This is a genomic window from Luteibacter jiangsuensis, assembly GCF_030812295.1.
GTDB classification, from domain to species: Bacteria; Pseudomonadota; Gammaproteobacteria; order Xanthomonadales; family Rhodanobacteraceae; genus Luteibacter; species Luteibacter jiangsuensis_A.
Genome location: NZ_JAUSSK010000001.1, coordinates 310,298 through 332,643 on the forward strand (window position 1 = coordinate 310,298; position 22,346 = coordinate 332,643).

Consider the following 22,346-nt stretch of genomic DNA (forward strand, 5'->3'; position numbering starts at 1 on the left):
AGCCCAGGGTGAGAACGCCATGCACGTGGTGCTGGCTCGTCAAGCGCCTTCGAAGTAAGCCGGCTGGTCGATATCGGCGAGCAAGCCTGGCTGCGTCGGCTGCCAGCCGAGCCGCGCGCGCGTCCGTTCGCTCGATGTCGGCGCGTCGATCCCGGCGAACATGCCGAACCAGCCGAAGTGAGCTTTCGCTTCCTCGATTGTCTTGCTTGCGACGGGAACGCCCAGGCGGCGGCCGATCACCGCGGCGATGTCCCGGAATAACACACCTTCTTCGGCGATGGCATGGAAGCGGCCGCCGATCGCATTGGCATCCAGGGCGAGCCGGTACAGGCGTGCGGCGTCCATGCGATGCACGGCAGGCCATCGGTTGGTTCCCTCGCCGATATATGCGGCCATGCCTTTCTCGCGAGCGAACTGGATAAGGCGCGGCACGAACCCGTGATCGCCTTCGCCATGCACGGAAGGAGGAAGGCGAACCACCGATGCGTGCACGCCACGCGCCGCGAGTTCGAACGCCGTCGTTTCCGAGGCGCGGGGATAGGTGCTGGATGTCGGCACGGGCCCGTCTTCTTCCGTGGCGAGGCGACCATGGGCGAGATGCGCGACGCCGGAGGTGACCAGCAGGGGGCGCTGCGAACCCTGAAGGGCTTCGCCAAGCGCCAGGATGGCGGCGCGGTCCATCGCACAGTTTTCCGCGAAGCGGGAGAAGTCGTGGTTGAAGCCCGCATGGATCACGGCATCCGCCATGGACGCCCCGCGGCGCAGGCTGTCGAGATCCTCCAGGGAGCCTCGGTGCACCTCCGCGCCTGCATCGAGCAACGACGCAGCGCCAGCGTCGGAGCGGGCGAGACCGAGCACGGCATGTCCCGCATTTCGCAAATCCTTCACGACGGCCGAGCCGACGAAACCCGTTGCACCTGTCACGAACACACGCATGGAAATCTCCCGTCGATCGAATGATGGGCGTACTCTCCACAGATGATCGATCGGGGTGAAGTAGTGACGTTATACGGGTATGGGAACTAATACGATGAGTGCGCCGCTGGCCAAGGACAACGCGCTTGGGGAGTTCCTGAGGGACCGCCGCGCGAAGCTCGACGCGGCCGCCCTGGGATTCCCGTTGGTACGGCGGCGCACGCCAGGCTTGCGCCGCGAAGAAGTCGCCCAACGCGCCAACGTCAGCGCCACCTGGTACACGTGGCTCGAACAGGGAAGGGGTGGCGCTCCATCGGCCGACGTGCTCGACCGCATCGCGCGTGCGCTCATGCTTACCGATGTCGAACGCGAGCATCTCTTCCTGCTCGGCCTGGGCCGGCCGCCAGAGGTTCGCTATCAGGCGGTGGGGGACGTGACGCCGCGCTTGCAGCGCGTGCTCGATGCCTTCGACCTCAGCCCGGCCATCGTGCGTACCGCCACGTGGGACGTGATCGCCTGGAACCGCGCCGCGGCGGCGGTCTTGACCGACTACGGTGAACTCATGGCCGCGGACCGCAACATCTTGCGCCTGATCTTCTCCCATTCCCGTGTCAGGGAGCGACAGCTCGACTGGGAAAGCGTCGCGCGTTTCGTCGTCGCGTCGTTCCGTGCGGACGTCGCGCGCGCGGGGGCGTCGAAGGAGATCGAATCCTTCGTCGCCGAGTTGAGCAACCAAAGCGCCGAGTTCGATGCGATGTGGCGTAACCACGACGTGAGCAACCACGGCGGGGGCACGAAAATTTTTCGTCGTGCGGATGGCGGCCTGTTGACGATGGAATACTCCGCGTTCACGGTCGATGGCCGGCCCGATCTCAGCATGATCGTATACAACCCGGCCACGCCCGAGGACGCAGCGAGCATACGAGCCCTCCTGGCCGTATCGCCGGATTAGAACAAGGGTTGCCAATCCTCCATGCGACACCATGTGGTGGTCTTGCATCTTCGAAACCCCTCCAGGAGAACCACCATGGCGCAACCCGCGCTATTCAAGCCGATCCAGGTACGTCGCCTGGAGTTGCCAAACCGTATCGTCATCGCGCCCATGTGCCAGTACTCGGCCGAGAACGGCCAGATGAACGATTGGCACCAGATCCACCTCGGCCAGCTCGCCATGTCCGGCGCGTCGCTGCTGACGATCGAGGCGACGGGCGTGCTGCCCGAAGGCCGTATCACGTGGGGCGACGTCGGCCTGTACGACGACGCCACCGAGGAAGCGATGCGGCGCACCCTCGAAAGCGTCCGCCGCTGGTCGCATACCGCGATCGGCATCCAGCTCGGTCACGCGGGACGCAAGGCATCCACGGAGGTTCCCTGGGCGGGTGGGCACCAGCTCACGCCGGACGATCCGCACGGGTGGCAGACGGTCGCCCCATCCGCCGTACCGTTCAATGAGGGCGACGTAGCCCCCGTGGCCCTGGATCGCGAGGGCATGGTCCGTATCCGCGATGCTTTCGTGGCGGCGGCGGTCCGCGCAGCGCGCCTGGGACTGGACTTCGTCCAGTTGCACGGCGCGCACGGCTACCTGTTGCACCAGTTCCTTTCCCCGCTGTCGAACCGTCGCACGGACGAATACGGTGGATCGTTGGAGAACCGCATGCGTTTCCCGCTCGAGGTCTTCGAGGCGGTGCGCGCGGCGTTCCCCGTCGACCGGGCGGTCACCATGCGTGTATCGGCCACCGACTGGGTGGAGGGCGGCTGGGACCTGGCGCAGACGATCGCCTTCGCCAAGGCGCTGGAAGCCCGTGGCTGCGATGCCATCCATGTTTCCACCGGCGGGCTCCACCCTGCGCAGCGCATCCCGGTCGGCCCGAGTTACCAGGTGCCGTTCGCGCGCGCCGTGAAGCAGGCCGTGAAGATGCCCGTGGTGGCGGTCGGTCTCATCACCAGCCCCGAGCAAGCCGAGGCGATCGTCGCCACCGGCGACGCGGACATGGTGGCACTGGCACGCACGATCCTCTACGACCCGCGCTGGCCCTGGCACGCAGCCGCCGAACTGGGCGCCACCGTGCTTCCGCCGAAGCAGTACCTGCGCTCGCAACCCGCGCGGCACCGTCACCTGTTCGGCGTCGACGGGCCGGTCGGGCCGACGGCATCGTGGAAGCGGGACGAGAGCGGCGCGTACTGGTGAGGTGACGGGGCTGCGACAAGATGATGCAAGTCGCCCTGTCGCAGCCGTCGTTACACTTGACACCCCCTCCAGCAAGGAGAGCGAGCATGGCAGCGCCCATTCCCCCGTTCACGCACGAAACCGCCGTCCAGAAGGTCCGTCTGGCCGAAGACGGCTGGAACAGCCGTAACCCGGAGAAGGTGGCCCTGGCGTACACGCCGGACAGCCGCTGGCGCAATCGCGCCGAATTCGTCAACGGACGGGCCGATATCGTCGCCTTCCTCACCCGTAAGTGGGCGAAAGAGCTGGAGTACCGCCTGATCAAGGAACTCTGGGCATTCACCGGCGACCGCATCGCCGTGCGCTTCGCCTATGAATGGCGCGACGACAGCGGCAACTGGTTCCGGTCCTATGGCAACGAGAACTGGGAGTTCGACGACGCAGGCGAGATGCACCATCGCTATGCCTGCATCAACGACTTGCCGATCAAGGAAAGCGAGCGCAAGTTCCATTGGCCACTCGGCCGCCGCCCCGACGACCATCCGGGACTGTCGGACCTCGGCCTCTGATATCTTCCTCGGCCGTGCGTGGACATGAGGCCGAGGACGATTCATGAGCAAAGAACCCAAGCGTTGCGCCTGGGCGGGAACGGACCCGCTATACCTGGAATATCACGACACGGAGTGGGGCGTGCCGCTGCACGACTCGCGCATGCTGTGGGAGCAATTGATGCTCGAGGGTTTCCAGGCCGGTCTTTCGTGGATCACCATCCTGCGCAAGCGGGAGAATTTTCGAAGAGCGTTCAAGGGATTCGACCCCGCCAAGGTCGCCCGCTTCGGCGAGAAGGACATCCTGCGGCTACTCGACGATCCCGGCATCATCCGCTCGCGCGCCAAGATCGAAGCCACGATCAAGGGTGCCCGCATCTATGAAGACATGCGCGACCGTGGAGAGGACTTCGACCGCTATTGCTGGTCGTACAGCGAGGGGAAGGTGCTGCGTGGCGATGGCCGCACCGTGCAGGCGCAGACGCCGCTTTCGGTCACCATCTCGAAAGACCTGAAGAAGCGCGGGTTCAAGTTCGTGGGACCGACGATCACCTACGCCTGGATGCAGGCGGTCGGGATCGTGGACGATCATTCGTTGGGGTGTTTCAGGCGTTGAGGGGCGCGCCGACAGGGTCCGCTCCCGCCGGGTGGCTGCTCCACCGGATTGTTGGCTGCAGGCAGGCACCAGCTGAGGCCCAGGGCGGGCTCGGTTCCCGTGGGGCTGTGGCGTAGAATCGCGGGCTCCGCACATGGGTTTGCCGCCTTGCTCCCGAACGACGCCATTCCGTCCGTCAGTCACGCCACGTTCGACGAGGCCGACCGTGCGTGGATGGCTCGCGCGCTCGAATTGGCCGAGCACGCACGGGATGCGGAAGGCGAGGTGCCGGTCGGCGCCGTGGTCGTGCTCGACGGTGTCGCGGTCGGCGAGGGCTGGAACCGGAACATCACGCTCAACGATCCCACCGCGCATGCGGAGATCCAGGCACTGCGTGCGGCGGGTGAAACGCTGTCGAACTACCGGTTCCCCGGGGCCACGCTCTACGTCACCCTGGAGCCGTGCGCGATGTGTGCGATGGCGATGGTGCACGCGCGCATCGCACGCGTGGTGTTCGGGGCCACCGATCCGAAGACCGGGGCGGCGGGCAGCGTTTTCGACACCCTGGTGTCGCCCCGGCACAACCACCGCGTCGAGGTGGCGGGCGGCCTGGAAGCCGAGGCGGCGGGCGATCTGCTGCGCCGCTTTTTCCGCGAGAGGCGCTAGGCGTACGGCGCCAGTGCTTCAGCGCAGGAGCGCTCGATCTTCAATGGGATCAAGCCGTCGGCTCGCGTCACCCCGAGGTTCACCGAGGCGACCGGCAAGCCGCGGCGCGATGCCTCGAGCACGAACCGGTAGCCCGAATAAACCATCAGCGACGATCCCACGACCAGCATGGCATCCGCCCGGCCCAGGTGCGCCCATGCGGTGTCCACGCGGGCACGGGGGACGTTCTCGCCGAAGAAGACGACGTCCGGCTTGAGGATGCCGCCACACACCAGACAAGGTGGGACGGAGAACGCGGAGAAATCGACTTCGTCGAGATCGGCGTCCCCGTCCGGCGCGACGGTGGCCTGCAAGGCCATCCATGTAGGGTTCGCCTCCTGCAGGCGCGATTGCATGGCCTCTCGCGTGGTGATGTCGCCGCATTGCATGCAACGCACGCGATCGAGCCGGCCGTGCAGGTCGACGACATTCAGGCTCCCGGCCTGCTCGTGCAGGCCATCGACGTTTTGCGTGAGCAGCAATTCGATACGGCCCGCACGTTCCATGGCCGCCAGGGCCCGATGTGCCACGTTTGGCGCGACGCTGGCGAAATGGCGCCAGCCGATCATGCCGCGCGCCCAATAGCGCGCCCGCGCGGCAGGCCCGCTCATGAATGCCTGCAACGTCATCGGCGGGCTTCGTTTCCAGGCACCGCGATCGTCGCGATAGTCGGGAATGCCCGAATCGGTGCTTATGCCCGCGCCGGTCAGGACGAACAAGCGTGGATGCGCGTCGATGAAGCCACGCAGCGGATCTTCGATGGCGGTGTCGAGGGAGGGCAGGGTACTCACGACCCGGAACTATAGCCCATCGGCCCGGCGTGTTCTCGGAGGGCTTGCAGCACCTGGCCGGCGTCGTCGGCGAAGCGCACGATCGCCTGGTCGAGGTAACGGTGGCGCCCTTGCTCCAGTTCCCGTTCAAGTGCCAGTCCGACGCAGGACAACTCGGTGGCCTCGGCCATGCCGAGGGCGCCGGATACCCTGTGCAGCCAGGCCTGCAGGTGGGTGGTTCCCGGCTCGACGAGCAGCGCCCCGAGGCCGGCGAGGTCGCTGCTCAACGCGCGGTCGAGTGCGACGATCACTTGCCGCAGCGCGTCTTCGCCTCCGAGCGTGGAACGCAAGGCGTCCACGTCGATGCGTGGCGGCACGCGCGGCCGTTCGAAGGCAAGTTCGATGATGATCCGGTTGCCGATGTCCGCGTCCCATTCACGATGGACCACGCCGCCGATGGCGGCGACCATCCCCGCTACGTCGTCCAGGCAAGCGTGGTCGTCCGCGATGGGCCTGTGTTCATCGGCCACCGTGAAATGCACGATCTGCGTTCCCGCGTCGTCGCCGACCACGTCCACGTGTAACGCGACATACCCGGTGCGGGCATGGAGCGCGTGTTCCAGCAGCAAGGACAGTGCTCGGCCAAGTGTGGAAAACGGGCCTTGCAGGTTGCCGCCGAGCGCCGGGTCGATCTCGAAGTCGAGCCGGATGCCGCGCGCGAGCGCATCCTGGGCGTAGCGGCGGCCAACCCTGCCCAGCAGCTGGGGCAGGCTGCTGCTGGCCTCGATGCGCAGCCGCGCAGCCATGTCTCCACGGGTCTTCCACCAGTCGGCGATGCGATGCAGGAGTGGCATCGGAGGGCGTGATGTGCTCAACTCTGCGGCCCGCCCACGATGCTCCAGACCGGCACGTGGGTGGTTGGACAAGCAAGAAAGGATGGATCACTCATGGTCTACCGTGTCATTCTGGCCGACGATCACCCCGTCGTGTTGAAGGGCCTCAGCCTCGCCCTGGCCAAAGATGGCCTTGCGACGGTGGTAGGAGAAGCACAGTCGCCTGACGAACTCCTCGGCCTGCTCGCGGTGACGCCCTGCGATGCGCTGATCACCGACTTCAGCATGCCTGCTCCTGGACGCGACGGCCTGGCGCTGCTGCACGAGATACGCCGACGGCATCCCACGCTTCCCGTGATGGTGATCACGACGTTGGCCAATCCGGCGTTGTATCGCGAGATCATCGGGACAGGCGTGCTCGGCCTCATCGGCAAGTCCGGCGACACCCGGGAAATTCCCGAGGCGTTGATGGAAATCCTGTCGAATCATGTCTACCTCGGTAGTTCGGTGCGCGATCTGGTCGCTACGCCACATGGCGAGCCGCTGGGCAAGTCCGGAACACTGGCCGACCTTTCACCACGCGAACTGAAGATCCTGCGGCTCTTCGCCGCCGGTAACAGCGTCACCGATATCGCCAAGGCGACGGGGCGTGGACTGTCGACCGTCAGCCAGCAGAAATCGAACGCGATGCGAAAGTTGCGGCTGGACACGGATGCCGAAATTTTCGAGTACATCGAACGGTTGCGCTTGTGATGCGCCATCGTCGGACACCACGATAACCATCGCGGGACGCGACGGACATGGAAGATTTCTCAAAACACGTCGTATGCTTGGGGGACCGGATCCCAGGAGAGCCATGGTGAGTGCCAAGATCAGCCCACTTGCGGGAAAACCCGCCACGGAAAGCCAGCCTGTCGACGTGGCGGCCTTGCTCGCCGCCTACCACGACCTCAAGCCGGAGCCATCCGTGCCCGAACAGCGGGTGGTCTTCGGTACGTCCGGTCATCGGGGTTCCTCGTTCGACCGTTCGTTCAACGAATGGCATGTGCTGGCCGTGGTCCAGGCGATTTGTGAATATCGCGCGAAGGATGGCGTCGACGGTCCGGTGTTCGTCGGCATCGACACCCATGCGTTGTCCGGCCCGGCGTTTGAAAGCACCCTGGAAGTGCTGGCTGGAAACGGTGTGCAGACGCGGATCTCCGCCGGTGGCGAGTTTACGCCGACACCCGCGGTGTCGCACGCCATCCTGGTCCACAATCGCGGCCGCGAGAGCGGTCGTGCCGACGGCATCGTCATCACCCCGTCGCACAATCCGCCCGAGAGTGGCGGGATCAAGTACAACCCTCCCCATGGCGGTCCCGCGGATACCGACGCCACGTCATGGATCGCGGCGCGTGCCAACGCCCTGATCGAAGGCGGCCTGCGCGAGGTGAAGCGCCTTCCCTTCGCCCAGGCCCGCAAGGCCGGAACCACGCACGAATTCGATTTCCTGCAGCGCTACGTCGGTGATCTGGACGACGTGCTCGACCTGGAGATCATCCGCGCGAAGGGCGTACGCATGGGGGTCGATCCACTCGGTGGCGCGGGCGTCCATTACTGGAGCGCGATCGGCGAGCGCTATGGCCTGAATCTCACGGTGGTGAGCGAGACCGTCGACCCGACGTTCTCGTTCATGTCGCTGGACTGGGACGGCCGCGTGCGCATGGATCCATCGTCCTCGTTTGCGATGCAGCGGCTGATCGGCCTGAAGGACAAGTTCGACGTGGCCTTCGCCTGCGATACGGACCACGACCGGCATGGCGTCGTCGCGCCGAGTTCGGGTTTGATGCAAGCCAATCATTATCTCTCGGCCGCGGCCTGGTACCTGTTCCAGAATCGTCCCGGCTGGCGTGCCGACGCGGCCATCGGCAAGACCGCGGTCAGCACCGCGCTGCTGGACCGCATCGCAGGGCACCTGGGCCGGCCGTTGCGCGAGGTGCCGGTGGGCTTCAAGTATTTCGTCGCGGGCCTGTACGACGGCAGCCTCGGATTCGGTTGCGAGGAAAGCGCCGGCGCATCGTTTCTGGCCAAGGACGCGTCGGCATGGTCCACCGACAAGGATGGCATCGTGGCGGCCTTGCTCGCCGGCGAGATGACCGCTCGTCTCGGCAAGGATCCAGGCGAGCTGTATTCGGACATCACCAAACAGCTGGGCGACCCGGCCAATGCGCGCATCGATGCGCCGGCCAACCATGCGCAGAAGACGAAGCTGTCGAAGCTCGCGCCGGAGCAGGTCACCTCAAAGACCCTCGCGGGTGATCCGATCGTCGAGGTAACCAACAAGGCGGGCGGGCAGCCCATCGGCGGCATCAAGGTGATCTCGGCGAACGGCTGGTTCGCCGCGCGTCCCTCGGGCACCGAGGACATCTACAAGGTCTATGGCGAGAGCTTCCGCGGCAAGGAACATCTGCAGACCATCCTCGCCGAGGCCCAGGCGATGGTCGACCGCGCGCTCTCCGACTGATACCGAGGTTCCGATGTCCACCGACAACACGCCGATCAGGGTCCTGGTCGGCTCGCGTAATCCAGTCAAGATCGGCGCCGTGCGTAACGCGCTGGCACCCCTGTTCCCCGGCCGCCTGGTCGAGTGCGAGGGCATGCATGCGCCTTCGGGCGTGCACGACCAACCGATGTCCGCCGCGGAAACCCGCGAGGGCGCGATCAATCGCATGAACTTCTGTCGGCAGAATGGTGACGCCGATTTCTACGTCGCGCTGGAAGGCGGCGTCGACGTGACCGAGGATGGCCCCGGTACGTTCGGCTACGTCGCCATCGCGAATGGCGTCGACGTATCCGTCGGGTGCAGCGCATGGCTGCCCTTGCCACCGGCGGTCTACGAAGCCCTGCTCGAGGGCGAGGAACTCGGCGACGTGATGGACCGCCTGTTCGACACGGTGAACATCAAGCAGCAGGGTGGCGCCATCGGCCTGGTCACCGACGGCCATGCCACGCGCGAGAGCGCGTACACACAGGCGATGGTGCTGGCGATGGCGCCGTTCCTCCATCCGGAGCTCTACGGGCTCCGGCCTTGCGTCTAGCTGTCCGGGTTCAGCGCATGCCGCCCGAGGCGATGATCAGCTCGCCGGTGATCCAGCGCGCGTCGTCCGAGGCCAGGAAAGCGACGATCGGAGCGATGTCGTCCACCTGGCCGACACGGCCGAGCGGCGTCTGGCTGACCGCGAAGGCCTCGAAGTCGGAACCTTCGATGCCCGCCGTCTTCACGCCTTCGGTGATCACCATGCCTGGATTCACCGCGTTCACACGGATCCCGCGCGGACCCAGTTCGCGGGCGAGCACGCCCGTGATCGCGTCCACCGCGCCCTTGGTGCCGGTGTAGACCGCGCTCTCGGGCGGCGTGATGCGGGTGGCGGTGGAGCCGATATTGATGATGCTGGCGCCCTTGTCCAGGTGCTTCACGGCGGCCTGGGTGACCAGGAGCGTGCCGAGCACGTTGATGTCGAAGGTACGGCGGTACAACTCCTCGGTCGTCACCTCGATCGAGGCGAATTCATAGACACCGGAATTGTTCACCAGGACGTCCAGACGGCCGAAGTGCTCGATGGCTTTAGCCACGAGGTTTTCCGCGTCCGCTTGCTTGGAAACGTCGCCGCCCACGGCCACGGCCTTGCCACCGGCCGCCTCGATCTCGGCCACGACCTTGTCGGCGCCCGCCTTGCTGGAGGCGTAGTTCACGATCACCGACGCGCCTTCGGCCGCCAGCGCCTTGGCGATGCCCGCGCCGATACCCTTGGATGCGCCGGTGACCAGTGCGACCTTGTCTTTGAGCTTGCTCATGTTGATGTTCCTTGGACCAAGTGAGAGTCCGCCAACGGGCGGTCGGCCCCGCTGCGGGGCCCTGCACCGATCCATGGGGACGAGGCCGTGCGAGCTGTCATACCTTTCGGCTCATAACACTTATGCCGCCAAGGCAATGGTGATTGGGAAAGACATACTTGAAAGGCGCCAACGGCGCCTTATTCATGTCCGGGTCGAGGTGACGGCAGCATGCCGCCCCACCCAATCGCCATCGGATGCCCCCTCATGAACAGTTCCACCTCGCTCGAACCCGTCGATTCTTTCGATTACGTCATCTTCGGCGCCACCGGCGACCTCACGATGCGCAAGTTGTTGCCCGCGCTGTACCGGCGTTTCGCCGAAGGGCAGGTTCCCGCCGATTCGCGCATCGTGGGTACCGCGCGCTCGCCGCTGGACGATGAAGGCTACCGCGAGCGAGCGCGCCAGGCGCTACACGAACACGTGCGCGCCGACGAACTCATCGACGCGACGGTGAACCGGTTCCTGCGCATGGTTCACTATGTGAGCCTCAATGGCGCCGAATCCACGGGCAACTGGGAGGGCCTGAAGTCCCTGCTGGTATCGAACGCCGCCGCCGACCGGGTGCGCGTCTTCTATCTGGCGACGGCGCCGGACCTGTACGGTGACATCGCCCGCAACGTGGCGGAGAAGGGTCTGCGCAGCGAGTCGTCGCGCATCGTGCTGGAGAAGCCTATCGGCACCGACCTGGAAACGGCGCGCAAGGTCAACGAAGGCGTAGGCCGCTACTTCCCCGAGGGAAGCATCTTCCGCATCGATCACTACCTCGGCAAGGAAGCCGTGCAGAACATCATCGCGTTGCGCTTCGCCAACCCGATGCTGGAACGGATGTGGGATCGTGATTCCATCGAGTACGTGCAGATCACCGCCGCCGAGACCGTCGGCCTCGAAGGCCGGGGCGGCTACTACGACGGTTCCGGTGCGTTGCGCGACATGATCCAGAACCACTTGTTGCAGGTGCTCACGGTGGTCGCCATGGAACGCCCCGTGTCGCTCGATGCCGATGCGCTGCGCGACGAGAAGGTGCGGGTACTGAAATCGTTGAAGCCGCTCGATCGCGACAACTTGCGGGCGAACGTCGCGCGCGGCCAGTACGTGCAGGGAACGGCAGGCGGAAAGCCGGTGCCTGCCTATCGCGAAGAGCTGCCGGGCGAGACGCCCAGCAACACCGAGACCTTCGTCGCCTTGAAGGCGGAGATCGACAATGCCCGTTGGCGTGGCGTTCCCTTCTACCTGCGCTCGGGCAAGCGCATGCCCGAGAAGCTTACCGAGGTGGTCGTGCAGTTCCGGGCGGGCGAGCCGGGCTTGTTCGGCGAGGCGCGGCCGGGTAGCCGCCTCGTGATCCGCGTGCAGCCGAACGAAAGCGTCACGTTGCCGCTGTTCGTCAAGCATCCCGGCGACAGCTTCGGCCTGGACGAGGTCGACGCGTTGTCCCGGCTCGGCGAGCCGGGCCGCATCCGCTATCGCGATTCCTACGAGGGGCTCATGCTGGATGCCGTGAAGGGCAGCCCCGCGCTGTTCGTCCGCAAGGACGAGACCGAGGCGGCCTGGCAGTGGGTGACGCCGATCCTGGAAGGCTGGCGCGAGGACGAGAACGGTCCCGACACCTATGAAGCCGGCACCTGGGGCCCCGATTCGGCCCGCGAGCTGCTGCGCCAGGCGGGCCACCAGTGGGTCGAGGACATCGCCGCCTGAAGGGCCTCCCGGCCGCCTGTCCCATTGCATCCAAGACGGGCGGCCACATTATGTGGAGAGTGCCGGGAAGAGGGTCCCCGAGCCCCATTCCCAGGCAACCTTCCTTCCCCTGGAGGCCTCCATGTCCGAGTATCGCAAGACCCCCGAAGCGCTGGCGAAGTTGACCCCCGAGCAGTTCCGGGTCACCCAGCAGAGCGGCACCGAGCGGCCGTTCCACAACGCGTTCCACGACAGCCACGCGCCGGGCATCTACGTCGACATCGTCTCGGGCGAGCCGCTGTTCTCCTCGCTCGACAAGTTCGACAGTGGCTGCGGCTGGCCGAGCTTCACCCAGCCGCTCGAAAACGAGCATGTCATCGAGAAGCAGGATGCCAGCCACGGCATGGTCAGGACCGAGGTCCGCTCGAACCACGCCGACAGCCACCTGGGCCATGTCTTCCCCGATGGCCCGCGCGACCGCGGTGGCCTGCGTTATTGCATCAACTCCGCCTCACTGCGCTTCATTCCCCTGGCCGACCTGGAGAAGGAAGGCTACGGGCAGTACGCGAGCCTGTTCGCCGACGCGAAGGGAGGTGTCGCATGACATCGCGTGCCATCCTTGCCGGCGGCTGCTTCTGGGGCATGCAGGACCTGATCCGCAAGCAGCCGGGTGTGATCTCCACCCGCGTGGGCTATACCGGTGGCGACGTGCCCAACGCCACCTATCGTAACCATGGCAACCATGCCGAGGCGATCGAGATCGAGTTCGATCCGGACAAGCTCAGCTACCGCAAGGTGCTGGAGTTCTTCTTCCAGATCCACGACCCGACCACGCTGAACCGGCAAGGAAACGATCTTGGCGAGAGCTATCGCTCGGCGATCTTCTACCTCGACGACGCGCAGAAGGCCGTGGCCGAGGACACCATCGCCGACGTGAACGCCTCCGGCCTGTGGCCGGGCAAGGTGGTGACCGAGGTCGCGCCGGCCGGGCCATTCTGGGAAGCCGAGCCCGAGCATCAGGATTACCTGGAGAAGTACCCTAACGGGTACACCTGCCACTTCATCCGGCCGGACTGGGTGCTGCCCCGCCGCGCCACTTGACCCGGCAGCACCCCCGGCTCTGGTATAAGAGCCGCGGGGTGCTGGCAACGCAGGGGGCGGGCAAGGCATGGAGAGTGCGATCGGTACGGGATCTCGACCGTCCTGGCGACATGGCCACGGCGTGTGGCCCTGGTTTGCGTTGCTCGTCGCGATCGGCGTCCTGCGCGCCACCAACCGGTATCTCATCGACGTCGCCAACGGCCATCCGTCCCTCTTTACGCCCAAGCTGATCGACGAACTCACCGGATCGTTGAGCTTCGGCGTGTTCCTGCCGGCCCTGTTCCTGATGCTGCGGCGCATGCCGCGTACCTGGCTTGCGCACGCGGGCTTGTTCCTCGCGCTGTCGATCGCCCAGACCAGCTTGATGATCGCCTTCCGCCAGGTCGTGTTCCGCGCGGCCGGCATGCCGGAGTTCGCCTACCCGCCGACGCGTTGGCGTTACCTGATGGAGATGCCGACGCAGCTGTTCTTCTACGTGGTGATCGTGGCTGGAGTGTGGCTGTTCGATCGCTATAGGGAAGGGCGGGCACGTGAGCTGCGGGCCGTGCAACTGGAGTCCGCGTTATCCGAGGCGAGGCTGGACGCCTTGCGCCTGCAACTCAATCCGCATTTCCTTTTCAACACGCTCAACGCCGTGTCGGAACTGATGTACGAACGGCCGCGCGTGGCCGACGAAATGCTTTCACGTATCGGCGAATTGCTGCGCAACACGTTGTCCGCATCCAGCCACGAGCACAGTCTTGCCGAAGAATGGCGACTGGTCTCGCTATACATGGACATTCAGCGCGTTCGCTTCGGCGACGGGCTGGACGTGCAGGTCGAGACGAATCCCTCGCTCGACGACCTGCGGATTCCTTTCCTGCTACTCCAGCCGCTCGTGGAAAACGCCATCGAACATGGTGGCTCCGGCGATGGACGGCGCGTGCGCGTGGACGCCTCGCGTGAAGCCGGCCGGCTGACCGTTCGCGTACGCGATGACGGCGGCAGCGGTGCCATGGCCCGGCCGGGGCACGGCATCGGCCTGGGCAATGTCGGGGCGCGGCTTCGCCACCTCTATGGAGAAGAGGCGGGGGTGCGGCTCGAGCCGGTGGTCGGCGGCGGCAGCGTTGTCAGCGTCTGGCTGCCGGCCAGGCGCTGGGAGGCCGCATGAGCCTGCGCGCGGTCGTGGTCGACGACGAGGCCCCTGCGCGGGCCAAGCTGCGCCGCTACCTTGCGGAAAGCGAGGGCGTGCAATGGATCGGCGAAGCTTCCGATGGCCGCGAAGCGGTGAGGTTGATCCAGCGCGACCGCCCCGACGTGGTCTTCCTGGACATCAGCATGCCCGGCCTCGATGGCTTCGCCGTCTTACAGGCCTTGGGCGATCCATTGCCGGCGGAGATCGTCTTCGTCACCGCGCACGACGATCAGGCGGTACGCGCCTTCGAGGTGCATGCCTTCGACTACCTGCTGAAGCCGGTGGGACCGGAGCGCTTCGCCCGCGCCTTGGCCCGTTTGCGTGACAAGGTGGCACCCGCGCTCGGGATCGCAGGACGCGTGGACGGCCTGCTGGGGGACGCACCGCCTCCGCAGCGCTATCTGGATCGCCTGCTGCTGCCCAGTGGCGACGCCGCTGAACTGGTGCGCGTCGAGCGTATCGACCGCATCGAATCCGACCGCAACTACCTGGACGTGTATGTGGATGGCGCGTCCCATCGGCTGCGGGGAACGTTGGACGCGATGCAGGGTCGCTTGAATCCGCGTCATTTCGTGCGGGTGAACCGATCGGCGATCGTCCGTCTCGACGCGGTGCGCGAGGTACAGCCCTGGCCCGATGGCGAACGGCGGCTCCTGTTGGCCGACGGTGCGCGAGTCACCTGGACGCGCCGCTACCTCGCGAACCTGCCCGAGGGCCTGTCACTCAGGGCCTGATCCGTGGTTCTTCTCCTCGTCGCCGCGTCCTTCCTGGCGGGGTTTCGTCCCCGGCGCTCCTGACTTCGTCCCTGGCGACGCCTGTGGGCGAGGCACGCCGTTCCACACTCCGTCCACCTGCCGGAGATCAGTCGTGGCGAAGAAAGCCCTTGTCGCAATCGGAGTCCTCGTCGCGCTCGGCGCCATGGGATGGGCCGTGTTCCGTCCGGACCAGGCGCTGCGTGTCGCCGCCGGTGTCGCGGCCCACCACGTCTGCTCGATGACCTTCGTGGGAAATCAGGACCCGAAGCGGACGTACGACGAACTGGTGACGCCGATGATCGGCGATACCGCCGCCCGCCTGCTCACGCCGCATGTGTCGCTAGATCCGGCCGGCGTGGAGGTTTCCGGGCCGTTCCGGTCGCTGGCTCGCGCCGAGTTCGTACCCGGGTACGGTTGCCGTCTCGTCTTGCCCGGCAACCGACCGCCGCCCGCCGATGCGACGAGCCATGCCGTGGCGGCTGCCGATGGATTCGCACCCGCCGATGTCGTCGCCGCCGCGCAACCCGCGATCGCTACCGCGGTGGACCGCGTCTTCCAGGACGCGCCGGGCGAGCCCCCCAAGCGCGTGAAAGCGGTCGTGGTGGTGAAGGATGGCCGCGTGATCGCCGAACGCTATGCGCCTGGATTCGGCGTGCACACGCCATTGATCAGCTTTTCCGTCGCCAAGTCGTTCACCAATGCCTTCCTCGGTATCCTCGCGCGGAAGGGCAGGCTGCGCGCGGACCAGCCCGTGGGTGCGCTCGAGTGGAAGGCGCCGGGCGACGCACGCGCCGCGATCACGATCGAAGACCTCATGCGGATGCGCAGCGGGCTCGCCATCGAGGAAGCCGAATCGGCTTTCAGTCCCGTGGCCAGGATGGAATTCCTGCATGCCGACATGGCGGGGTTCGCCGCCGCGCAACCGGCGAAGGAACCCCCGGGCTCGTCCTTCGAATACACGTCGGGAAACACGGTACTGCTCGACCGCCTGCTCGGCGAAAAGGTGGGCGGAGGTCCCGCGGGGCTCCGTGCATTCGCCCGGCGTGAACTGTTCGACCGGCTGGGCATGGGCGAGGTCACCATGGAATTCGACGGGCAGGGAACCTTCGTCGGCTCCACCTATGTGTACGCCAGCGCCCGCGACTATGCGCGCTTCGGCATGCTCTACCTGCGCGACGGCATCGCACCGGACGGCACGCGGCTGCTTCCCGAGGGCTGGGTGGGCTGGTCGCGGACCTCCACGCTGGGAGCCCCCTACGGCGCCGGTTTCTGGACCAACGACGGGCCGAGCGATGTGGCACGCCGGCGCGTCGAGGGTGGCTTTCCCAAGGACGGGTTCTTCGCCAGCGGCACCATGGGCCAGCGCATCTACATCGTGCCGTCCGAGCACCTGGTGGTGGTGCGCTTCGGTTACTCCGCGCCGCCCGACTACGGCATCGTCGACGACGTGGGCCTGATCGAGGCGGCCATCGCGGCCACGCGGTGAGGCATGCCGGGTTAGCCGACGGCCTCGGAGGAGGCGAGGGACAGCAGGTCCGGCATGCGGTCGATCACCGCCACCGCGCCGGCGCCATGCAGGTCGAGCGACTTGCGATAGCCGTAGCTCACCAAGACGAAGTCCATGCCCGCGTCGCGCGCGGCGAGCACGTCGCTCTCGGAATCGCCGACCATCAGGCTCCGTTCGATCGGCACGTGGGCTTCGCTGGCGAGATGGCGCAGGGGCACGCCGCTGGGCTTTCGCTCGGGCAAGGTGTTGCCGCCGACGATGCCGTCGATGAAGGGCAGCATGCCACGCACCTCCAGCAACGGGCGCACGAATTCCTCGTTCTTGTTCGTGCATACCGCCAGCTTCACGCCCTGCGTGTGAAGCGACTTCAACGTCTCGACCACGCCGTCGTAGGCGACGCCGTCGAGCGCGGTTTCCGCGTAATGCGCCAGGAAGCCCGGCATGACCTCGTCGATATCCGCGTCGCTTCCCGCGTGGCGGAAGGCGTAGGTGATGAGCTTGCGCGAGCCCTCACCGATCCAGGCGGTGACTTGTCCCGTGTCGTAGGTCGGCAGCTTCCAGTCGCGCAATGTGCGGTTCACCGATTCGGCGATGTCGGCCGCGCTGTCGACCAGCGTGCCGTCGAGATCGAAGATGACGAGGGAATAGGGGAAGGACAAGGTACCGCTCCGCGCGAAAGACACCGATTCTACGCCTTCGGCGCCGCCAGCCCGTGGCCGAGAAGGGCCACCGCGTGCCGCGTGATCTCCTCCGGCCCGATGTGCTTGCGCAGGGGGTCGTCCTTCCATTTACGCAGCGCGGTCATCGGCAAGACGGTCAGGCTCAGGATCGAGGTCATCAGCAGGGCGGGATCGAGTGCCTTGTTCAGGCGGCCCTCGTCCTGCCACCGGCGAATGGCCGTGACCAGGGCAGCCTGGCGACTCGCCTTGACACGCTTGCGCAGGTGCTGCTTGAACAGGTCGTGGTCGCTCAGCAGTTCGCCGAAGAACACCGGACCCATCCAGGCATGCTCGGCGGCCAGTTCGACGAAGCGCTCGGCGAGGCGCGCGAACGCCGCAACGGGGTCGTTCGCGTGCGTCTGGAAGATGTCGTCGATCCGCGCCCGCATCGGTGCGATGTGTTCGTCGAAGATCGTGTCGAACAGTTGTTCGCGTGTCTTGAAATAGTAATGCACCGCGGCGGGAGTCATGCCGGCGGCGCGTGCGATCGCGGCGAGTGTGGTCGCGGTGTAGCCCTGCCGCGCATACAACTCCAGCGCGATGCCGACCAGCCGCTCGCGCTGGTCCGGGCCGTCAGGCTGGGCGGGTGGGCGGCCCGGACGGCGGGCCTTGCGAGGAGCGGAAGTGACCACGGTGTCTCCGGGAGTCGAATGACCGCATGGATACCATGAACGGCCGGACATTTGACCTCATGAGATGCCGGACATATATTAACTCATCACTTAATTAATTGCAGGCATCGCGTAGTGACGACCGAAACCGCCCTGGATGCCGCCGAGACGCCAGCTGTCATCGCGCCGCCGCCTTCGCTGCGCCTGCTCTTCACCGCGCTCATGCTGGTGATGTTGCTCGCCGCCCTCGACCAGACCATCGTCTCGACCGCGTTGCCGACCATCGTGGGCGAGATGGGAGGCTTGAGCCAGCTGTCATGGGTGGTGACCTCGTATCTGCTGACGTCGACGGTGGTCGTGCCGCTGTATGGCAAGTTCGGCGACCTGTTCGGCCGCAAGATCGTCCTCCAGACGGCCATCGTGATCTTCCTCATCGGCTCCGTCCTGTGCGGCCTCGCGCAGGACATGACCCAACTGATCCTGATGCGTGCCTTGCAGGGACTGGGGGGCGGTGGCTTGCTGGTGGTGACCATGGCGTCGATCGGCGACGTGATCCCTCCGGCCGATCGCGGCAGGTACCAGGGATTGTTCGGCGGCGTTTATGGGTTGGCCACGGTGATCGGTCCCTTGCTCGGCGGCTTCATGGTCGACCACCTCTCCTGGCGCTGGATCTTCTACGTGAACCTGCCATTGGGGGTGTTGTGCATCGCCGTGATCGCCGCGGTGTTCCATCCGCACGTGCGCCACGTCCGCCATGCCATCGATTACTGGGGCGCGGGTTGGCTGGCGCTGGCATTGAGCTGCCTCATCCTGTTCACCACCGAGGGCGGCACCACGCTGCCTTGGGATTCGGCGCAGTTGTGGTTCATCCTCGCGTTCGCGGTGCTCGGCGTGGTCGGTTTCATCTACGAGGAAAGCGTGGCGGTGGAGCCGATCATCCCGCTGCATCTGTTCCGCCATCGCACCTTCCTGCTGAGTTGCCTCATCGGGTTCTTCGTGGGCACGGCCTTGTTCGGTTCCACGACCTACCTGCCGTTGTACCTGCAAGTGGTCAAGGGCGTGTCGCCGACAGGTGCCGGCCTGCAGCTGTTGCCGCTGATGGGCGGCGTGCTGGTCAGCTCGATCGCGTGTGGCCGCCTCATCAGCCGGTTCGGCCGGTACCGTGTGTTTCCGATCGTGGGTACCCTGATCTCGGGGATCGCCCTGGTCCTGCTCGGCACCGTGCGCGACAGCGATCCGCTGTATCTGATCTATCTCTATGCCGGTTTTCTCGGTCTGGGTCTGGGCATGGTCTTGCAGGTGTTGATCCTCGCCACGCAGAACAGTGTGGAGATGAAGCACCTCGGCGTGGCGACATCGGGGGTCACGTTGTTCCGTTCGATCGGCGGATCCATCGGTGTGTCGGCATTCGGGGCCATCTTCAGCAATGGGTTGCAGTCGCGATTGCACGACGTGATGCCCGAGGGCCCACGCACGCCGCACTCTCTCGGACCCGATGCGGTGCGCGCGCTGCCGCCGGCGATCCACGATCGCTATATCCACGCCTTCGGCGCCTCGCTGCACACGGTGTATCACGTGGCGGCGGTGGTCATGGCGGTAGCGTTCGTCCTGGCCTGGTGGCTGCGCGACGTCCCGCTACGCCGCGCGCACTGATGAGGCGGCAGTAGCCATTGTGGAGAGCTGCCGTGGGAGCCGACCTCGTCGGCGATCCCGCGGCAGCGGGCCAGGTTGCGGCAAGCACCCATCGCCGACAGGGTCGGCTCCCGCCTGAAGTGGCCTCCACAGTAGAGGGGCGTGCGCAATTCCGGCAGAGATGGCGATCAGACGCTTTCCATGGCCATCGGGCGACGTAGTATCGGTCGGCCCCGTCGCCAAGGCGCTTGGGCTACAGCGTTATTCCTTACGATCAAACACCGTGCGATCCACCGAGGAGTTCCCCGCTATGACGAACAACGCTTCGCAGTTCCACGATGCATCCACCAAGGCCCGTGCCTTCGCCCGCCTCAGCGCCTTCGAGGTGACCGCGGTTTCCGAAGACGACAAGGGTGGTCTGTTCCTGACCATCTATACCGATCCGGACCGTCCCGAACCGGAAATCGGCATCATCGGCGGCTGATACGCATCGTCCGATCCCGCGCCCCGCACCCGCGGGGCGCATCTTCATGGGAGCTTCCATGCGTCGTCCCCTGATCCTGGCCCCTTCGAGCGATCCGCATGCATGCGCGCTGGCGTGGGCTATCCGCCGGCAAGGCGTCGAGCCTATATGGACGCCGTCGTTACGCGCGCAGAGAGGCGTCCACTACAGCGTGCGCGCGGGAGGCGACGGTACGTCGTTCAGCGATTCGCTGCTCGCGGATGACAGCGTCAGTTCCGTGTGGAACCGGCGAATGCAGGACCCCGTTCCCGATTGCGCGGAGGAAGACAGGAACTTCGCCACATGGGAGTGGAAACTGTTCCAGCGAAATGTCTTCAGTCTGGAGGCGGCCTACGACGGCGCGCTATGGGTCAATGGGCTGGCGGCATCGCAACGGGCGGAGTTGAAGCTCGTGCAACTCGATACCTGCCGGCGGCTGGGTATTCCGTTCCCGGAGACGCTGGTGACCACCGACGTCGCCGAGGTGGCTGCACTGATCCGGCGCTGCGGAACGGTGGTGTTCAAGAGTTTCCTCGTGCATCAATGGCAGGAGCGTTCCAGCGGCAGGATGCACGCCGTGGGTGTCACCTTGCTCAACGGCGACAGCGAATTACCCGCGGAGGCCATCGCGGTCTGCCCAGGCATCTACCAGCGCTATATCGAGAAGCGCCACGACGTACGCGTCACCTTCATCGGCGATCGTGTGTTCGCGATGAGCCTGGGCAAGGGGCAGGGCGAGGCGTATGTCGACTGGCGGGGACACGGCAAGGACCCGGCCTTCCGCGTCGAGGCGATAACCTTGCCTGCCGGTGTCGAAGCGAAGCTGAGCATGCTCATGCGCGAACTCGGCCTCGTGTTCGGATGCATCGACCTTGCCGTCGACAAACAAGGGGATTTCCACTTCCTCGAGGTGAACCAGGCCGGCCAGTTCCTGTTCGTCGAGGACTTGCTGCCCGGGTACCCGGTGTTGCAAAGCATGACCGCCTTGCTGGTCTCCGGGCGCACCGATGCCTCCATCGATGCGCTGGCGTCCGTCTCGATGGAGGCCTTCTGGCAGTCGGAAAGCTACGCGTCCTTGCGAGCCAGCGTACGGACGAACCTGCCGGAACGCTCCCTGTTCACGCTCGAATAGGCGACGCGGCTGCGTGCGGCTACCCGAACGTGAAGGAATAGACCTGGATACCCGGATCGAGGAACTCGATCTCGACGTCCCTGTCGGTTATCCCGCCTGCCTGGCGGATCAACTGGTACATCCGCGGCTTGGTCACCGTGCCGCTGCCGTCGCCACCGACATCGACACCATGGCCGGCTCCGGGTGGCTTGCCGTTGACGAGCACGCGGAAGCGGACAGGTGCCCCGCTCGCCGAAGGCCCCATCACCAGGTGGACGTCGCGCGCATGGATGCGGTAGACGATGCGGGCGCCCGCTTTATCGGCCTGTGCGGACTCCGCGTTGACCGTCCAGTCCCCGACCAGGCCCCAGCTACCGGGCGACAGGCCGTTGGGTCGGGCATACGTCTCGCTCCGGCCGTGCCGCATACCACCCGGCGACGCGAAGCCGTCCGCCCGGCCATAGCCGACATAGGTCTCGCCGGAGCGAAGCTGCGCCCAATCGGCCTGCGCCTCGACGCCTTCGGATATCACCTTGGCCGGACCCGCGGGCAAGTCGGCGTGCCCGGCTTCGGCCAATAGCTGCCTGATGATCGCTTCCGTGCGCTCGTATTCGCCCTCGCCGAAGACGTGATGGCGGATGCGGCCCTGGCTGTCGACGATGTAGAGGGCGGGCCAGTACTCGTTGTCGAAGGCACGCCACACGGCATGCTCGCTGTCGACGGCGACCGGATAACCGGGAGCGATGTCCTTCACCGCCGTGCGCACGTTGTCCAGGTCTTTCTCGAAGCCGAATTCGGGGGAGTGGACGCCGATGACGACGAGGCCCCGGTTCCCGTATCGCTCGGCCCATGCGCGCAGGTAGGGGATCTGCCGGAGTGAATTGATGCAGGAGTACGTCCAGAAATCCACGAGCACCACCTTGCCGCGCAACGCGGCGGGCGAGAGCGCCGGGGAGCCGATCCAGGTCTTCGCGCCGGTGAGGGATGGCATTCGGCCTTCGACCGGTAGTTCGATCGATGAGGGGGGCGAAACGACGGCATCGCCACTAACGGCCGGATGGGAAAACACGGTGGTGAACGCCAGCGAGATCGCCAGCAACGTGTATGGTTTCATGAGGCCCTCCCGGTATCCCGCGACATGTCACTACAATTCG

At 65.9% G+C, this 22,346-nt stretch carries 23 protein-coding genes and 1 pseudogene; 17 read left to right on the forward strand and 7 right to left on the reverse strand.

From position 1 onward, the window contains the following. Positions 1–39 precede the first annotated feature (39 nt). The gene (locus J2T07_RS01460; RefSeq protein WP_306846784.1) at positions 40–936 is read right to left on the reverse strand and encodes an SDR family oxidoreductase; all 897 of its coding nucleotides are present in this window, start codon (positions 934–936) and stop codon (positions 40–42) included. A 94-nt stretch (positions 937–1,030) separates the two neighbouring features. On the opposite strand from J2T07_RS01460, the gene J2T07_RS01465 reads away from it, so the two are divergent. The 5 genes and pseudogenes from J2T07_RS01465 (at position 1,031) to tadA (ending at position 4,891) form a co-directional block, all read left to right on the forward strand. Beyond that, entirely contained in the window at positions 1,031–1,867 is an 837-nt protein-coding gene (locus J2T07_RS01465; RefSeq protein WP_306846785.1) for a helix-turn-helix transcriptional regulator, read from the forward strand. Positions 1,868–1,942: 75 nt separating this feature from the next. Next, positions 1,943–3,037, forward strand: a pseudogene (locus J2T07_RS01470) (NADH:flavin oxidoreductase/NADH oxidase); the annotation flags it as partial. 152 nt (positions 3,038–3,189) lie between these two features. Next, on the forward strand, positions 3,190–3,651 hold the full coding sequence (locus tag J2T07_RS01475) for a nuclear transport factor 2 family protein (RefSeq protein WP_306846787.1): 462 nt from the start codon (positions 3,190–3,192) through the stop codon (positions 3,649–3,651). Between the two features lie 43 nt (positions 3,652–3,694). Continuing rightward, a complete protein-coding gene (locus J2T07_RS01480) occupies positions 3,695–4,246 on the forward strand; it encodes a DNA-3-methyladenine glycosylase I (RefSeq protein WP_306846788.1) in 552 nt (183 codons plus the stop codon). 147 nt (positions 4,247–4,393) lie between these two features. After that, positions 4,394–4,891, forward strand: a complete 498-nt coding sequence (gene tadA / locus J2T07_RS01485) for a tRNA adenosine(34) deaminase TadA (protein ID WP_430539298.1) — start codon at positions 4,394–4,396, stop codon at positions 4,889–4,891. Here the strand turns inward: tadA and J2T07_RS01490 are convergent. After that, on the reverse strand, positions 4,888–5,721 hold the full coding sequence (locus J2T07_RS01490) for an NAD-dependent protein deacetylase (protein ID WP_430539299.1): 834 nt from the start codon (positions 5,719–5,721) through the stop codon (positions 4,888–4,890). The genes tadA and J2T07_RS01490 overlap by 4 nt on opposite strands. After that, on the reverse strand, positions 5,718–6,554 hold the full coding sequence (locus tag J2T07_RS01495) for a hypothetical protein (RefSeq protein ID WP_306846789.1): 837 nt from the start codon (positions 6,552–6,554) through the stop codon (positions 5,718–5,720). The genes J2T07_RS01490 and J2T07_RS01495 overlap by 4 nt, the downstream gene beginning before the upstream one ends. A gap of 93 nt (positions 6,555–6,647) precedes the next feature. Between J2T07_RS01495 and J2T07_RS01500 the strand changes: the two genes are divergently transcribed. From J2T07_RS01500 to yjjX, 3 genes are all read left to right on the forward strand, one after another. Next, a complete protein-coding gene (locus tag J2T07_RS01500) occupies positions 6,648–7,286 on the forward strand; it encodes a response regulator transcription factor (protein WP_306846790.1) in 639 nt (212 codons plus the stop codon). A 103-nt stretch (positions 7,287–7,389) separates the two neighbouring features. Next, positions 7,390–9,036 carry a phosphoglucomutase (alpha-D-glucose-1,6-bisphosphate-dependent) gene (gene pgm, locus J2T07_RS01505; protein ID WP_345783953.1) on the forward strand — a complete coding sequence of 549 codons (1,647 nt, stop codon included), beginning with the start codon at positions 7,390–7,392 and terminating at the stop codon, positions 9,034–9,036. A 13-nt stretch (positions 9,037–9,049) separates the two neighbouring features. Beyond that, positions 9,050–9,610, forward strand: a complete 561-nt coding sequence (yjjX, locus tag J2T07_RS01510) for an inosine/xanthosine triphosphatase (RefSeq protein WP_306846791.1) — start codon at positions 9,050–9,052, stop codon at positions 9,608–9,610. A 10-nt stretch (positions 9,611–9,620) separates the two neighbouring features. Here yjjX and J2T07_RS01515 read toward each other — a convergent pair whose 3' ends face one another. Then, positions 9,621–10,367 carry a glucose 1-dehydrogenase gene (locus J2T07_RS01515; protein ID WP_306846792.1) on the reverse strand — a complete coding sequence of 249 codons (747 nt, stop codon included), beginning with the start codon at positions 10,365–10,367 and terminating at the stop codon, positions 9,621–9,623. A 246-nt stretch (positions 10,368–10,613) separates the two neighbouring features. Here J2T07_RS01515 and zwf point away from each other — a divergent pair, with 246 nt between their 5' ends. The 6 genes from zwf to J2T07_RS01545 all read left to right on the forward strand — a co-directional run bounded on the left by zwf (position 10,614) and on the right by J2T07_RS01545 (position 16,596). Next, positions 10,614–12,101, forward strand: a complete 1,488-nt coding sequence (gene zwf, locus J2T07_RS01520; protein ID WP_306846793.1) for a glucose-6-phosphate dehydrogenase — start codon at positions 10,614–10,616, stop codon at positions 12,099–12,101. A gap of 121 nt (positions 12,102–12,222) precedes the next feature. After that, positions 12,223–12,684 (forward strand): peptide-methionine (R)-S-oxide reductase MsrB, encoded by a 462-nt coding sequence (gene msrB, locus J2T07_RS01525; protein WP_306846794.1) that lies wholly within the window; start codon positions 12,223–12,225, stop codon positions 12,682–12,684. Beyond that, entirely contained in the window at positions 12,681–13,181 is a 501-nt protein-coding gene (msrA, locus tag J2T07_RS01530) for a peptide-methionine (S)-S-oxide reductase MsrA (RefSeq protein ID WP_306846795.1), read from the forward strand. The genes msrB and msrA overlap by 4 nt, the downstream gene beginning before the upstream one ends. 121 nt (positions 13,182–13,302) lie before the next feature. Then, positions 13,303–14,331, forward strand: coding sequence for a sensor histidine kinase (locus tag J2T07_RS01535; protein WP_306846796.1), 1,029 nt, complete (start codon positions 13,303–13,305; stop codon positions 14,329–14,331). Continuing rightward, positions 14,328–15,089 carry a LytR/AlgR family response regulator transcription factor gene (locus J2T07_RS01540; RefSeq protein ID WP_306846797.1) on the forward strand — a complete coding sequence of 254 codons (762 nt, stop codon included), beginning with the start codon at positions 14,328–14,330 and terminating at the stop codon, positions 15,087–15,089. The genes J2T07_RS01535 and J2T07_RS01540 overlap by 4 nt, the downstream gene beginning before the upstream one ends. A 133-nt stretch (positions 15,090–15,222) precedes the next feature. After that, complete coding sequence (locus tag J2T07_RS01545) at positions 15,223–16,596, forward strand: serine hydrolase domain-containing protein (protein ID WP_306846798.1); 1,374 nt, start codon at positions 15,223–15,225, stop codon at positions 16,594–16,596. Between the two features lie 11 nt (positions 16,597–16,607). Here the strand turns inward: J2T07_RS01545 and J2T07_RS01550 are convergent, their stop codons facing one another. Together J2T07_RS01550 and J2T07_RS01555 are read right to left on the reverse strand one after the other, a co-directional pair. After that, positions 16,608–17,276 (reverse strand): HAD hydrolase-like protein, encoded by a 669-nt coding sequence (locus J2T07_RS01550; protein WP_306846799.1) that lies wholly within the window; start codon positions 17,274–17,276, stop codon positions 16,608–16,610. 29 nt (positions 17,277–17,305) lie between these two features. After that, complete coding sequence (locus tag J2T07_RS01555; RefSeq protein WP_306846800.1) at positions 17,306–17,968, reverse strand: TetR/AcrR family transcriptional regulator; 663 nt, start codon at positions 17,966–17,968, stop codon at positions 17,306–17,308. 114 nt (positions 17,969–18,082) lie between these two features. Between J2T07_RS01555 and J2T07_RS01560 the strand changes: the two genes are divergently transcribed. The 3 genes from J2T07_RS01560 to J2T07_RS01570 all read left to right on the forward strand — a co-directional run bounded on the left by J2T07_RS01560 (position 18,083) and on the right by J2T07_RS01570 (position 21,213). Continuing rightward, positions 18,083–19,600, forward strand: coding sequence for an MDR family MFS transporter (locus tag J2T07_RS01560; protein WP_306846801.1), 1,518 nt, complete (start codon positions 18,083–18,085; stop codon positions 19,598–19,600). 289 nt (positions 19,601–19,889) lie between these two features. Next, positions 19,890–20,063 (forward strand): hypothetical protein, encoded by a 174-nt coding sequence (locus J2T07_RS01565; RefSeq protein ID WP_306846802.1) that lies wholly within the window; start codon positions 19,890–19,892, stop codon positions 20,061–20,063. 58 nt (positions 20,064–20,121) lie between these two features. Next, a complete protein-coding gene (locus J2T07_RS01570) occupies positions 20,122–21,213 on the forward strand; it encodes an ATP-grasp domain-containing protein (RefSeq protein WP_306846803.1) in 1,092 nt (363 codons plus the stop codon). A 19-nt stretch (positions 21,214–21,232) separates the two neighbouring features. Here J2T07_RS01570 and J2T07_RS01575 read toward each other — a convergent pair whose 3' ends face one another. Beyond that, positions 21,233–22,306, reverse strand: coding sequence for a redoxin domain-containing protein (locus tag J2T07_RS01575; protein WP_306846804.1), 1,074 nt, complete (start codon positions 22,304–22,306; stop codon positions 21,233–21,235). Between the last annotated feature and the right edge of the window lie 40 nt (positions 22,307–22,346).